This is a genomic window from Paenibacillus vulneris, from assembly GCF_039543185.1.
GTDB classification, from domain to species: domain Bacteria; phylum Bacillota; class Bacilli; order Paenibacillales; family NBRC-103111; genus Paenibacillus_S; species Paenibacillus_S vulneris.
In genome coordinates, this window is the sequence record NZ_BAABJG010000045.1 from 25,966 (window position 1) to 39,658 (window position 13,693).

Below are 13,693 nucleotides of genomic sequence, written 5' to 3' on the forward strand. Positions count from 1 at the left end.
AGCAGTCCCGGTGATGATGAATGATGCTGTCTGGGAATAAAGTTGTTTAATATTGCGAAATGAAGGATTGAAAATATGAACAAGGTTGTTGGGATTACAACGCAGTTCTTTCATAATTAATTTGTAGCAGCAAGGCACCGAGCCACTGAGTTGATCAGTGGCCCGGTGCCTGTTGTTTATAGGATTCATGCCTGAATCTCTGTGCCGTTTTTGAATGTGAACCGAATGTTCAAAACAAGCTTCGCCAAGAATCTGTCGTAGTTTCGCCTTTAGTGACGGTAATTCCAATCGGTTATAACAATAACTCCATGGCTGTGCGTTCTTTTTCCGCTATCTCGAGCAACAGCTTTGATGCATGCTGCAGATCCTGAAGGCTCCCTTTTCTTCCCGCATGGTCGATCGAAGCAGAGACATCGACCCATAATGGGGCGATTTCCGTAAACAAACGGCAGGCTTGTTCGATCTTCGGGTCCTCCAGCCGATCGGCGCATTCTTTCAAGAAATCCCGGTACAAATTCCGAAACAAAGCTCCACCTGTTCCCGCTCGTTCCATCAGCATTGCGATCAGGGATAGATCCTGTTCGGGATTTTTGACACGAGAAGGCCATTTCAGAATTTCGCTGCTCATCCTGACGATGCCTTTATTTCCGATATTGCGAATAGGCGGATTTAAGTAGTCAGACGCATTGTTGGCTAAGGCAGCACGTATAGCTGGAATAAGCGGGGGCAAAGCGCCGATGGGCTCGATCGTAAAAGAACGATTCCGCGAACTCATGGGCCCCTTAGCATTTCTGGCCGAACCCAGGCTTGTCAAACGCGTCTCTACCAGACCGCCTTGCTGTCTGGTGTCGGCCATGTAGGCATATTCATCATTGTAGCCGTATAGGACCGCATAGTGACCGGCAAAGTGGACCTTGTTCGTGAAATAGTCCAAGTAATAGGAATCCAATTTCAGCCCGACTGGTATTCCGCGATCGATGCAATGCCGTACGTTATTCCAGGCTTTGTCGACGGATGACGTTTCTTGATTGTTGACGGTCAAACCCAGCCTAATAGCAAGGTTGGCCGTCAATATATCTGGTTTTACCCTTCCTCCGATGAAAGGAACATCCATTCCTTTCGAATCCCAATAAATGAATCCTAGCCCCTGCCCTAGTCCAAAAAGCATCGGTTCCGATAGCCGGACTTCCGCAAATTGCAGTAAATTGCCTAAGGCAGTTGTCTCACAATGATCTCCTTGATAAGGGACGAATCCTTCAACAATGCTTCCCATATTCCCCTGACTCCCCCATTAATTCGTTAATTAGATTGGAAACGAATTTGCGTTCACTGTCGATCAAGATGATCGGATGCAGGAACAGCGCCCTTACGTTCAGCGGCAAATGGTCGCAGCCTTGCGCTTCGTACTTCTGCCGTATTTTGGTTTCAGCAGCTCTGAGAAAATCCAACCTAGCCCGAAGAGCGGCGATGGCCTCGTCTTTTCCGATTAGAGGCAAAGCAGCCAGTCCGAGATCGAAGCGGATGTCGCGCTCCCGTGATGACGATAGACTGTCAACAATTTCGTTTTTTAATCTGTTCATACCGCTTTCGGTTAGAGCAAACTGGGTCGGAACGGGTCCTTTGCCGAACTTACTGTCGGGTCCATCGGAAACGATCCATCCTTTGGTGCTCAATTTCTTCAGTCCTGTATAAATTGATGTCGTGCCGATATTTGCCCATTCCCGATAACCTCGATGATTGACCATCTTCATAATATCGTACCCCGAAACATGACGGCACTCAGCGACCAATTGCAGCAGTATAAATTCTACGTTCGATAAATGCATGCGGGACTCCTCAGATCATTTTATTCCACATATGTAATATATCACTAGTGTAATATAAGATCAACATCCGAACAGAGGATGGAAATACGGTGGCTGTCGCTGTTTCTATTTTCGGGCACAGTCTAATACTTTACTTTTCTCAAAACAACGGGCAGGATAGCTACAACGCGGAATAGTCTAACGGGAAACAATAAGGCGGCGAAAAAAGTCATCAACAGGAAGCCTGCTCAGCAAGTGCTTCGATAAATCTTGCATACATGGGCCATTACTATACAGTTTTACGACTTACGGGAGGTTTTTTCATTACAAACGAGGTGCAGGCCTCTTGACGATAGGTTAAATTTGGAATAAAATAATGTCAGTCACCACTGACAGACATTTTGTAATCTGCAGAAAGGGAGATGATCATGCGTCAAACTAAGCAAGAGAGCGCGGAGAAATTGTTACGGGCTGCGATCGACCTAATTTCAGAGAAAGGCTACCACAGCGTCACGACAGAGGAAATCGCCTCATCTGCCGATTTAAGCGAAAAGACGCTTTTTCGACATTTCGGTAGCAAGCAAAATTTGCTGGAAGCCGCCCTTGAACGATTTCATTATGCCGAAGAGATGCGAGCACTCTTCAATGAGCAGATTGTATGGGAGTTAGAAGCCGACCTTCTAAGCATCAGCAAAAAATATCATGACATCATGAACCGAGACCGAAAGCTGATTCTGATCGCCTTAAAAGATGAGGTCCATATCCCCGGCTTTAAAGAACGCCGACTGCAGCATCCCCGCCAACTGTTGACGTTTCTGACAGATTACTTCATTACGATGAGCGAGAAAGGAAAAATAACTTGTTCGAACCCCACTATGCAGGCGTTTACATTCATGATGGCTCAATATGGCGCGTTCATTAACGATTTGGAAGCTGGTAACAATTATCCTGGTATCAGTCTCGATCAGTTCATACAAGAGAACGTGAAAATCTTCGTCAGTTCTCTAACTCTTTCCAAAACAAACTATGAAAAGGAGCTGTAAAAGAAATGATGAATCAGGAAGTTTCCGCATTTATCGAGAACCTTGATCAACCATGGAAAATCGAGGTCAGCAACCAACTACGCCAGATGGTACACCAGGTTATACCGGAAGCCGAAGAACGCATTCAATACAAAAAGCCCCATTTCCTGAAACACGGACATTATGCAGCGGTTATATCACCATCGAAAGATGCCATTGCATTTATGATCATGAATGCTTCCGGCCTTACGTTTCCGAAAGGATTTGAAGGGCCCGACGAGAGGAAATGGCTAAAAATCCGTAAAGAAGATACACCCGATTACGGTCTCCTGGCCAATCTGCTGGTTCAGGCTTCAAGCACTCTGTAGCAAGCTTTCACATTTATCATTGGGCATAGTTTCCCTTCAAAATTAAAGGAGGATTGTCATGGATAACGATCTGAAACAATCGTTTGAAATTGTTATTACGCGTGTATTCGATACCCCTCGCGAACTTGTATTTAAAGCATGGACAGAGATCGGGCATTTCGCGAAATGGTGGGGACCAAAGGGTTTCACCCTCGAAGTCGTTAAAATGGACGCCCGATCAGGTGGCGAGTTTTTAGGCTTTCAGACGTCTCCCGACGGAAATCACGTCATGTGGGGAAAATTTGCATACCAAGAGGTAGTCGAACCTGAGAAAGTGGCTTTTATCCAATCCTTTTCCGATGAGCAAGGCAATACGATCCGAGCGCCTTTTAGTGCGAACTGGCCTCTTGAAGTTATGAATATCATCACGCTAGAAGATGACGAAGGTAAAACTGTATTAAAACTGAAAGGTGGCCCTGTGAACGCATCCGCTGAGGAACAAGAAGCCTACAACGGTATGGCACCAATGCTTCAACAAGGTCTTGAGGGCACTTTCGATCAACTTGCTGATTATCTTGTCTCCCTAAAGTAGAAAAGCGATAAAAAAGTTAATCGACCAAAAATAACTTTAATCACTTTGAACCATTACGTTTCAGCTAAACGGGTATGTTAGTTCAATCAAACAGCGGCAGTCTAGGACTTTATTTTTCAGCCTTAGACTGCCGCTGTGTCTGTTTCAAAATGGACAAAGTCTGTGGTTACTTCAGCGGGCTGGGAAGTAAACTTCGGCTATCAATGGTCTGGCTTTTCGCCGCTAGTTGGTGGAGTTTTAAGTCTGTTTGATTTGAAGAGCTGCTATTTCGAGGTGCATTACTTGTCAGCTGATCCGCTGGTTTGGTGTCCGGTTGGAATTGTTCTCCCGGCAGCCGCATTTGGAGCTTTTATTTAATGATCAATTAATCAAGTACAAAATCGTATTGCATTGAAGTATGTGCCGGTAAAAGCAGGGTTCGAATTCCAGGGAGTAAATAAAGAACATGAAAGTACAAGTCGGCTCTTTTAAATACGGGATTTACATATTAAGCACGCCTAATATGTAGATTCTTTTATTTTTCGCGACTTAGGATAAAAAGCATTATCGAGGATCGATGGATGCGCTAACGGTCAGGGAAGTTTGATTTTAGCTTTTTTCTCCCAGAAAGGTTCTGCATGCTTATGATAAGCTGTAATGAAATGGAGGAATTGTTAAATAAACTATTTTTCATAAGGGGCGATGCAGCTAATGCTGAAATTGAGGTATCTTTTCAATAATGCAGACTTGGCGGAAATGGTTTTAAAAAATTGGCACTACGATGAGGATTCGATAGGGATGTTTAAGCATTATCGCATATCGTCAAACGCCATTTATCCGTTTAAATCGGAGGGTAAGACCCATCTATTACGTTTTGCACCCAAATCGGAAAAGGTAAAATCGAACATACAGGCGGAACTTGATTTTATTTCGTATTTGCGTAGCAAGCAGTATGGAGTTTTAGAATCGGTTGCATCAAAGCATGGCGAAAAGCTTGTGGAGGTACGAACTCCTTGGGGGGAATACTATTCCTCCGTATTTAAGCGTGTTTCCGGTGTTCAGCTTAGTAATACCGATATGAGTGACGGGATCCTATTCAGCTATGGAAAAGCTCTAGGAAGGCTCCACCGCCTTTCAAGTCAATATGTACCCGGCCGATACGAAAGATGGTCCTATATGGATGTTCTGAGCTGGATTCAGAATGTGCTCATGGAATTTCCGGAAGAGACGGAAGCCTTACATGAGGTGAAGTTACTTCGAGATTTTTTTGATACGATCCCGAAATCCAGCAGCAATTTTGGGCTCATTCATTATGATTTTGAATGTGATAATATATTTTACGATGAAGAAACCGATTCATGTAATGCAATAGATTTTGATGATGCTATGTACCACTGGTATGCGATGGATATTGAGCAGGCGCTCAATCATTTGCAGGAGCACATCTCCTATGAACTAATGGAACAGAAGAAACAATGCTTTATAGACGGTTACTTGACAGAATATGCTATCCCATATCATTTAGATGAGCTTTTACCAGCATGCAGACGATTTGCTAATTTATACGGCTATGCAAGGATTTTAAGAGCTGCTGAAGAGAAGTGGGATCATGAGCCTGACTGGATGATGAATTTGAGGAAAAGACTGAAAAAAAGGCTGAAAGAAGCATCTACTTCCTTCGGAATTCCACTCTTTTGAGAAATAATGACCCCTCAAAAAGGGGTCATGGCGAAAGGGAAAGAGAATCGGCATAAACTTCTAGGACACAGTTCTATCGATCGCATAGCGCAGTTGAACGACGCCGCTGCCTAGGGGCTTGCAGTCCAGCAGCTGCACAGGCTTAAAACAATAGTTATCTTTGTCAATCAAGAGATTTAGTCCTCTACCTTCCAATACAGGTGCCACGTTGAAAATCACTTCGTCTACAAGTCCCAGACCCAGGAATGAATTGTGAATATCTGCGCCTCCGCTAATAAGAGCGGTCTGATGGCCTCTCTCCCCCAGGTAGTCCAAGGCTTCCTCCGGCGATCTTACAACCTTTACCCCCGGAATTTCCGCGGCGCTTTTAGAAACTACCACGATATCGATATCGGCAAAGGGCCCCGGTCCGCCGTTACCGCGCATTCCTTCGAAGGTTCGGCGACCGACAATGAAATTCCCTGCAGCTTTGGCATGTGCAAAGAAGTCGTCCAGCGATTCTTTTTTCGGCGGATTTTCGGGACCGGATTGAGCATAATTGCCATTGGCGGTTAACGTTGCCCATACAATGTTTTTCATATTTTTATTCCTCCTCATATTCGCGTTGCGATATTGCTAGGATAGCTGCTGCCACCCGTTCCAAACGTTTTTGATGAACTTCATGTTGTTCCGTCCTTCCTTCACATCTTAATGGATCTATGCTACATTTGAAAAGTAGTTACATTTAAGTGCAATAGTTTCAAAAAATAAACTACGGAGTGATCATAATGATGGATCGATCCTGTCCTGGTACGGTAGAACCTATCCTGGAAATCTTGGATAGCAAATGGATGCTTCTTCTCCTATTTGAGCTGTTCAACGGGAATCAGCGATTTGGTGAGCTGCGCCGTAAACTGCAGCCGATTAGTCCTAAAACCTTGACCGATCGCTTGCGGCTGCTGGAGGAAAAAGGAATCGTCACGCGCACCCTTTATCCAGGCGTCCCGCTGCACGTCGAATATGACCTTACCGAGAGCGGTAAGGCGCTGCAGCCGATTTTTGAAGCGATGTGGACGTGGACCCAAGAGCATGGCGCATCTCTACGGAACAAGACGAACGAGAGGGATCAAGAGGCAGATCGGGTAATGTGAATCGGAACGAAGGTATGATTCAATCAAGAGTACACCAAAACGCATTGTCAGCAAGAGCAGCAGTGCGTTTTTGGGTGTGCCGCCGTTTCCTTCAAAGGACAAGATCACAGTAGACTGGAAGCTCTCCTTGTCAAGTAGGAAGCTGCCGCATAGAGCACGAATGATATAGGCGCACATACATTAGGCAGAAGGAGGAAACGGAGATGAATTCTTTAGTTCGAACGGTTAGCAGCATTCCATGGCATCGCCTGACGACCGCCTATGGAAGAGGAACGGACATACCACAGCTCCTGGAAACCAGGCAATATGAGGAACTGGCCAATTTGATCGAGCATCAAAGCACCTTATGGCAGACGACGCCCTGGGTATTGCTTATGCTTCTACAGGAGCTGGTAAAACAGGATCCGGAGAAGGTCTCACCGGAGGAAATAGAGCTCTACTTGGCTGTTGCTTCAGCTATTACCGTGGATCACATGAGCTCACAAGATACGGTTGAGACGATGAACGAACTGCTGGACGAAAAATACTTATGGCCGGAGAATGATGAAGAAGACGAATTAAGTTGGGAGGAAGAGGAGCCGCCGGGATATGAGAAAAAGCCCTTTTTCAGCTATTATTATTTCAGTTATGTATTGCTGAAAGAGGCAGCCCCCGTTTTCATCGCCATAATGAACAGTAATGATCAGCTTGCTCCTGCTATTCGAGAGCTGCTGCGTATGCTCGAGCTAGAGGCTGTCAGTGAATAGAATGGACGAGACGGCATTAAAGGATCTGGTGAGATCACACATCACACAGTGAAACCGGCCTAAAAACCGGTCTGGTTTCACTTTGCTGATTCGTGCTGCGCCCCCCACTTATCGATTTCTGAAATCAATTTGTACTTTTCTGCTTTTTATATGCTAACGGTGTCATGTGCATTGATTTTCTGAATTGATGGATGAAGTAGCTTGTACTATTGAATCCTACCTGGTAAGCAGCATCCGTGATATTGTTCTCGGGCTGCTGCAGTAAAATCAGGCTTTTTTGAATGCAGTATTCCATCACATAATTCAAAAGCGCCGTCTTTAGAAACCGTTTGAAATACCGGCAGCATTCGGACCTGCTCAATTGTTCGGCCCTCGCCATCTCCTCTAAACTTATCCTCTCGGCAAAATGCAGATGAATCCGCTCTTTTGGGAAGCTTAGAGCCACTAGCAGCTGTAGTAACAACCGTCTTTTGGTTGAAAGATTCCTTTGGCTGGTTTCAATGGATCATGGCTATGATGCTTATCTTGACTTTTAACAGGGGAGCTTCATCAAACCGTTAGCTGCTCCATTCTTACATCAAAACTTATCATTTTTCATGTACAAGCAGTCGATCTTTCGGCCGCTTTTGTTCTACCTTGATTGCAGCCTATTAAGATCATTACTCAAACCGATCGATTGCATCGGAATCTCGTGATTGTTGCTTCATGGCGGGAAAGGTACACTTTGGATATAACAAACAACACCATCGAGCCAGCTTACATGGTTTCAACCGTTGTCCGTTGGAAACTTGCAAGTTCATCATTTCACCCATTAATGCTTGGGAGGTTTTCGTTATGCCATATGTGGAAACTAAAGATTCGACGCGGCTTTATTACAAGGATTGGGGTTCCGGCAAGCCTGTCGTGTTTATTAGCGGATGGGGCTCAGCTCCGAAATGTGGAACTATCAGATGATAGATTTAAGCACTCAGGGCCTTCGATGCATTGCGTATGACAGACGGGGGCATGGGCGATCGGACGATCCGGGGCAGGGCTATATCTACGATACCCTCGCTGATGATCTATCTTCACTCCTAGAACACTTGGATCTTCACGATGTGATGCTTGTTGCCCACTCTATGGGCGGTGGAGAGCTGGTTCGGTATTTGACACGCTACGGAAGCGAACGTGTTAGCCGCTGCGTATTTATAGGAACCGCATTGCCCTGCCCGTTGAAGACAGAGGATAACCCAATGGGATTCGATAGAACCACGGTGGAGATGACTCGATCCGAATGGAGAAGGGACTTCCCCCGGTGGGTGCAAGAGAATGCAGCTCCCTACTTCGGCGAAGGGCTGCCGGGCTGCTCGGTTTCTCCCGAATTGACTGATTGGACGAAATCGGATATGTTCCGAACATCGCACAAAGCGATTCTCGATTGCAATCAAGCGCTCATCGAGACGGATTTTCGCGCTGAGTTACGGGAAATATCGCTGCCCTCCCTCATCATTCACGGGGATAGCGACCGCTCTTTTCCCGTAGAGATATCCGGGATGATAGCTGCGCAGCTTCTGCCCCATAATCGCTTTATCGTATATGAGAACGGTCCTCATGGACTCTACATCACCCATATGGAACGCTTAAATAGCGATCTTTGGTCCTTTGCGCTAGAGAGGCAGTCCTAGCAAACTAGGGCTGCCATTCGGCAGCCCTTTTGCTGAGACATCCGTTTCCCTTTCAACGAATGAGTTCTATCGAGGAATCCCTTGAATCCTGGAGCAAAATCCCCTCGTCGGACGTGAGTACACGAGAGATCGGATCTGCCACGCTCAGCAGCAAACGGCCTGAGCTGTCCAGCAGTACGATGCCGTAGTCCTCCTGTTCGCCAAACCTGCAAACGAGTCGATCATTCAGCACTTGAACACCAGCAACTGGCGTCGTCCATACGCGCGGGTCTTCCCCGTTCGGATCAGCCTGGTACAGCTCGAAGCGGTTCGCGTCCTTCTTGATTGTATAGAAGACGTTGCCGCCGATGCTGTCAAACCACGACACCGCATGGTCTGACAGGCTCGTCTCGCCCGTACCATCCAGCGCCGATGAGTATAGCCTGCCGTCCTCGTCTTTTACATAGTACAGCTTGTTATCGATGATCCAGAATCGGCTGACACCGAAGTCGATGATCTTCTCAGTCTTATTCGTCTTCAAGTTGATTTTATAGAGTTTATTGGTGTCAGAGCTGCTGCGGGAAGCAAGCACGAACACATCCTCTCCATGGACAGCAAGGAGGGAAGCTGCGTCACGCGGAGCTCCTAACGAGGTACCGTCTGACATAACCGCATACATCAGATCCGCGTCACCTACACGTTTACCGCTCGTCTTTTCCTCGCCCGGCTGCGACAAATAGAGATTGCCGCCCTCAAACGCTGAAGCGCCCAAATTCATGACTAATGTTCCCAACGGCGTCTCGCGGAAATCGAGGTAGCCTTGGTGTACCAGCTCCGCTTTCCCGTCGTCACTGATTTTCACGAACTCATCGTGACCCATTATTCCTCCCCCGAGGTGGTAGGTAAGCCAAAGGGCATTGTCACGGATTTGAAAGGACACTTGCTTTTGCAGTCCTTGTGAGGTTTGGATGCTATAGGAATAGAGCTCTTCCTTGGCTGACGGCTGCTGCAAGGGAGCCCGGTATATGTGATTCGTCGTGCCTGTCGTCTCGACAAAATAAATATAGCCTTTGTAAAGGGCAACATCGTTCTCCCCGGCATCGGCAGGAAGGCCGATCGTTTGCAGCTGCGGATTATGGGATAAGATGCTAAGGCCGCTTCTGTTGTCCCAACGGTAATCCCATCCGAATTCGTCATGCGCAAAGCGCCAGGTCAATGGAAAATACGTCACATCCCGGAAGCTTAACAAGGGATATTCCTCTTTGGAATTGTCGATCGTCTTGCCGTTGATCGTGACGGCCGATGCGGGAACCTCTGCCGTATACGCGGCCGCGTTGCGGCGATCGGACTGATAAGGCGCGTACGAAGAGGCCACACGGCTCTGCTTAATGTTCAAGCCGTCGTTCGGCGACCAAGTCGCCTCCAAACCGAGCAATCTTGAATCATACCACGTCATCGGCACATACGTGATATCGCGATAAACCAGCAGCGGGTATTCACGGTACTGATTTTCCACCGTATGACCGTTCAAATTCACTGTAAAATCCGGCAGCGTGACCCTCACGCTCGCATCAGCCGCCCGACTATGCCCCGCAGGCGCCAACAAGCTCATGCACAATGTAAATAGGATCGTATAGCCCACCCATTTTGGCCTCATCACAACGTCATCTCCTCTCTGTTGATTTAAACGCAGGTCGTGATTAAAAGTTACTGTTCCTCATTTTACCACCCGAACCGCCGATAATTTGGATGTTCAATGTCAGTTCCCTCCTTACCTTCGTTCCCTCCATTGTAACTCGGAAAATAAAGTTCGGGAAAGAAGGGATCTTATCCCAGGCGACTGGATCGGCTCGGACGCAAAAAAACACCCGCCCTTCGGCGGATGCTTGTGCAATCGATTATTGGGACAGCAGCTCATCGACGGTGGCCGGCTTGCGGCGCATAGCTAGTTTCAATGATGGGCTTCCATCGGTGCACCGGGCTGTCCAGTACTGTTCTTGCTCGGTCACTTCCACCTGAAGCCATTTCTCACGGTCGCCTAAACTCAATGCGAACAGCAGGCCCGCCTGCTCCATGTCGGTAAAGTTGAATACATGCTCCGGTCCGCTGTAAAGGATGTAATCAAGATGCAGACGTCCGTCCTGAATCTGCCATTCCCAGCCCGTCTTGGATGAGTCTGACTGAAATTCGGCCAATAGGTTCTGCACGCAAATCGTATGCTCCCCAAGCACAACCCGTACCCTTCTCTCCTCCTGTACCTTGACTTCTATCGTATCCAGGCATCCCCCGAATTCCAGGCGAATCCGCAGGTCCTGCGCTTTGACCCATCCCTTGATTCGGTCCAGGCTGCTGTGAGTATCCCCTCCATTGGTGCTGAAGCCGATTCCATACAGGACATCTCCCTCATTTTGCCGGGAGGTGATGATTGCCGCCGCATAGTCATAGCCATCATGAAGACATTGCAGCTGCATATAGGCGGTTTCCCCGCCATGCTTCATATAAGCTAATAAATTGCGCCGCTGATTCCACATAATTTCTTTATCTATCGTGCCTAATGCATAGGCTTCATTCATGAACAGCGTAGCATGCTTCTGAATTCTCTTACCCGTGTTCTCATAAATACGCTGGCGTAAATGCTCATGATGCGGCTCGATAAAGTAACGACGTAGCTTATCGGGACAGCACAATCCGCTGTCATACCAGTTCGGCTCGAAGATCAAGTCCTCATCGGGAAGAAAGCGTACTTCCCCCTCCAAGCCCAGCTGCAAAAAGGTTAGAAACTTCGGCGCCAGCAGCTTATCGTAGCTGCGGCTATGCGGACCCGCCCACTGCTTCGTGGGCACGTGGAAATGCTCCGCTACCATGCGCCATCCCACCTCAAGCAGCTCCTCCGTCAACTGCCGGGCGGCTTCATTCTTCGTTCGTGTGTAGAGGCTCGACAGCTCGGCAATCGCAACCGTTGTATAGGTGGGACTGTTATACTCCTCGAAGGTGCCGAGACGCTTAGTATGGGCATGAAACTCCGTGAGACGCTGAAGACCATAGTCGCGGTAGGGAGGATAATCGTATACCTCGCCGGCTAGCAGCGTTACGAACGACCCCATAATGGAAATGTTCGTGTAGCCCGGCCTTACATTCCTTGCGATGATCGCCTGGCATGCCCGGAAGATCGCATCACGCAGACGGGACTTTAAGCCGGACGACATGATATCTTGGTAGTGCATGGCGGCAAGAACGAGCTGCTTCCCGCAGAAATCGGCCCAGTTCCAATCAGGGGGCGCCATCCGGTCCAAGGGCTCCTCGTAAAACCACGACCAAATGCCATGGGTCGGGCGGCTGGGATCCGTATCCTGCAGCGATAGGACCTTCTCCACAATGGCGCATCCCCGCTCCTGATAGCGGGGAATGCCGCTGCCTAGCAGCGTCACCGCATAAGAGAGCGATTCGCGCGTAGGGTGCACATACGGCACATCCCGAAGGGTCGTATGATAACCCGGACTGCTGAAGGGCTGCCTCAGCAGCTGCAGCTCCGGATTATAATTGGCCTCGTTGTGCTCCAGCCACTGCAGCAGCTTCTGCCTGGTTAATTCCGTTGAGATCATTCTATCGACTCCTTCCGGTGATTCCATTAATAGAGGAAGAGCTGTGCTTCAAGCCCAACCCACGATCCCTTCCTTCCAGCAGCTCACAGATCAGCATAAGCGCCAGCGCTTGGCCGTAAGGCGTCGGTGTTATTTTCACTTCGTTATACGCCTCCACCGTCGGCATGACCGGCGTTCCGCCGGAGACGCCATGTACGGCCCCGTATACGTCGACATGGATCATAACCGCTTCAGCTGCCTTCTCGACCGCTTGACGAAGCTCCGCTTGCAGGGCGGAATCTTCTACCAGCTGGAAGCCATAAGCAATGCCGGCGGCGGCCGAGGTTTCCAAATAGAAGTCCGGCCGGTCAAGGACGGTATGCCACATGCCGTTGGCTGTCTGGTATCGGACTAAACCCCGCAGCAGAGCCGTATAACGCTCGTACACCTCGGCCGGAATCTCAGCTAAATGCTTGACATGAGCAACAATCTCGGGGACGCCGAAAGCGACCCAAGCATTAGCACGGCCCCATCGGGCTGCCGACATGTGGTTGCGATTGACCCCGTCAAAGCCATGGAACAGCACGCCCATCGTCTCATCCTGTAACAGTTGGAGATGGACGAGCACCTGCTTCACGGCTTCCTTCGCCATGACAGCGTCTCCTGTCAAAGAAGCGAGGCGGGCAAGGAACAATGCGCCGACGACAAGCGTATCCGCCCACAGCTGCTCAGGGAAGTCGACGCCCTCGGTCACCGTATGCTCGAAGCCGCCCTCCTTCGTGCGGGGCGCCTCATTCATCATCCAGTCGCCGTGCTCCTGCACAAGCGGCATCCACTCCGCCGCCGCTTCCGGTTCCTGTCGCAGCAGCTCCGTTAACGCCGCGAACGGCGCGGTGGAGTTGATCACGCGCTGCTGTGCAGCTTTGTGGCGGTTCTCCCGCATCCAGCGCCACAAATATTCCCGCACCGTTTCAAGACCGGTTGTCTCATAATATTTGACCGCCGCGATCAGGCCTACGCCCGGCTTCCAATCCCAATTGTACATGCTGCGCTGCCAGTCGCTCTCGGGCGCGGTCACCATGTACTCGTATACCTGCTCCGCCTTGCCTAGGAGCTTCTCTCTGTTCATCTATATTCCTCCTCGCTGCAT

The 13,693-nt window shown here is 48.7% G+C and carries 14 protein-coding genes and 2 pseudogenes; 9 read left to right on the plus strand and 7 right to left on the minus strand.

Annotation, left to right across the window (positions count from 1 at the left end):
- Window positions 1–292 precede the first annotated feature (292 nt).
- Window positions 293–1,273, minus strand: a complete 981-nt coding sequence (locus ABEA66_RS30155; RefSeq protein ID WP_345593446.1) for a BtrH N-terminal domain-containing protein — start codon at window positions 1,271–1,273, stop codon at window positions 293–295.
- Window positions 1,257–1,826: a PadR family transcriptional regulator gene (locus ABEA66_RS30160; RefSeq protein ID WP_079914513.1), complete on the minus strand. Its 570-nt coding sequence runs from the start codon at window positions 1,824–1,826 to the stop codon at window positions 1,257–1,259. Before ABEA66_RS30160 ends, ABEA66_RS30155 begins: the two co-directional genes overlap by 17 nt.
- Window positions 1,827–2,233: 407 nt before the next feature.
- Here ABEA66_RS30160 and ABEA66_RS30165 point away from each other — a divergent pair, with 407 nt between their 5' ends.
- The 4 genes from ABEA66_RS30165 to ABEA66_RS30180 all read left to right on the plus strand — a co-directional run bounded on the left by ABEA66_RS30165 (window position 2,234) and on the right by ABEA66_RS30180 (window position 5,443).
- Window positions 2,234–2,848 (plus strand): TetR/AcrR family transcriptional regulator, encoded by a 615-nt coding sequence (locus tag ABEA66_RS30165; RefSeq protein WP_377740858.1) that lies wholly within the window; start codon window positions 2,234–2,236, stop codon window positions 2,846–2,848.
- An 8-nt stretch (window positions 2,849–2,856) separates the two neighbouring features.
- Window positions 2,857–3,195, plus strand: a complete 339-nt coding sequence (locus tag ABEA66_RS30170) for a DUF1801 domain-containing protein (protein ID WP_192705933.1) — start codon at window positions 2,857–2,859, stop codon at window positions 3,193–3,195.
- Between the two features lie 58 nt (window positions 3,196–3,253).
- Entirely contained in the window at window positions 3,254–3,766 is a 513-nt protein-coding gene (locus ABEA66_RS30175) for an SRPBCC family protein (protein ID WP_345593450.1), read from the plus strand.
- A 690-nt stretch (window positions 3,767–4,456) separates the two neighbouring features.
- Window positions 4,457–5,443, plus strand: a complete 987-nt coding sequence (locus tag ABEA66_RS30180; protein ID WP_345593452.1) for a phosphotransferase enzyme family protein — start codon at window positions 4,457–4,459, stop codon at window positions 5,441–5,443.
- Between the two features lie 60 nt (window positions 5,444–5,503).
- On the opposite strand, the gene ABEA66_RS30185 is transcribed toward ABEA66_RS30180, so the two are convergent.
- The gene (locus tag ABEA66_RS30185; protein WP_079914517.1) at window positions 5,504–6,022 is read right to left on the minus strand and encodes a dihydrofolate reductase family protein; all 519 of its coding nucleotides are present in this window, start codon (window positions 6,020–6,022) and stop codon (window positions 5,504–5,506) included.
- 188 nt (window positions 6,023–6,210) lie between these two features.
- Between ABEA66_RS30185 and ABEA66_RS30190 the strand changes: the two genes are divergently transcribed.
- Together ABEA66_RS30190 and ABEA66_RS30195 are read left to right on the plus strand one after the other, a co-directional pair.
- Complete coding sequence (locus ABEA66_RS30190) at window positions 6,211–6,573, plus strand: winged helix-turn-helix transcriptional regulator (RefSeq protein WP_079914518.1); 363 nt, start codon at window positions 6,211–6,213, stop codon at window positions 6,571–6,573.
- Window positions 6,574–6,776: 203 nt separating this feature from the next.
- A complete protein-coding gene (locus tag ABEA66_RS30195) occupies window positions 6,777–7,319 on the plus strand; it encodes a hypothetical protein (RefSeq protein WP_345593456.1) in 543 nt (180 codons plus the stop codon).
- Window positions 7,320–7,443: 124 nt separating this feature from the next.
- On the opposite strand, the pseudogene ABEA66_RS30200 reads toward ABEA66_RS30195, so the two are convergent.
- Window positions 7,444–7,737: pseudogene (locus tag ABEA66_RS30200) on the minus strand (helix-turn-helix transcriptional regulator); the annotation flags it as partial.
- Between ABEA66_RS30200 and ABEA66_RS30205 the strand changes: the two are divergent.
- The 3 genes and pseudogenes from ABEA66_RS30205 to ABEA66_RS30210 all read left to right on the plus strand — a co-directional run.
- Window positions 7,734–7,880, plus strand: a pseudogene (locus tag ABEA66_RS30205) (EamA family transporter); the annotation flags it as partial. The pseudogenes ABEA66_RS30200 and ABEA66_RS30205 sit on opposite strands and share 4 nt — an antisense overlap.
- Before the next feature lie 273 nt (window positions 7,881–8,153).
- Complete coding sequence (locus ABEA66_RS36450) at window positions 8,154–8,273, plus strand: alpha/beta fold hydrolase (RefSeq protein ID WP_377740837.1); 120 nt, start codon at window positions 8,154–8,156, stop codon at window positions 8,271–8,273.
- Window positions 8,270–8,983, plus strand: a complete 714-nt coding sequence (locus ABEA66_RS30210) for an alpha/beta fold hydrolase (RefSeq protein ID WP_345593457.1) — start codon at window positions 8,270–8,272, stop codon at window positions 8,981–8,983. The genes ABEA66_RS36450 and ABEA66_RS30210 overlap by 4 nt, the downstream gene beginning before the upstream one ends.
- 52 nt (window positions 8,984–9,035) lie before the next feature.
- On the opposite strand, the gene ABEA66_RS30215 is transcribed toward ABEA66_RS30210, so the two are convergent.
- From ABEA66_RS30215 to ABEA66_RS30225, 3 genes are all read right to left on the minus strand, one after another.
- Window positions 9,036–10,619, minus strand: a complete 1,584-nt coding sequence (locus ABEA66_RS30215; RefSeq protein ID WP_345593459.1) for a DUF5050 domain-containing protein — start codon at window positions 10,617–10,619, stop codon at window positions 9,036–9,038.
- A gap of 241 nt (window positions 10,620–10,860) precedes the next feature.
- Window positions 10,861–12,564, minus strand: a complete 1,704-nt coding sequence (locus tag ABEA66_RS30220) for a hypothetical protein (RefSeq protein WP_345593461.1) — start codon at window positions 12,562–12,564, stop codon at window positions 10,861–10,863.
- A 1-nt stretch (window position 12,565) separates the two neighbouring features.
- Window positions 12,566–13,672 (minus strand): glycoside hydrolase family 88 protein, encoded by a 1,107-nt coding sequence (locus ABEA66_RS30225; protein ID WP_345593463.1) that lies wholly within the window; start codon window positions 13,670–13,672, stop codon window positions 12,566–12,568.
- Window positions 13,673–13,693: the final 21 nt, after the last annotated feature.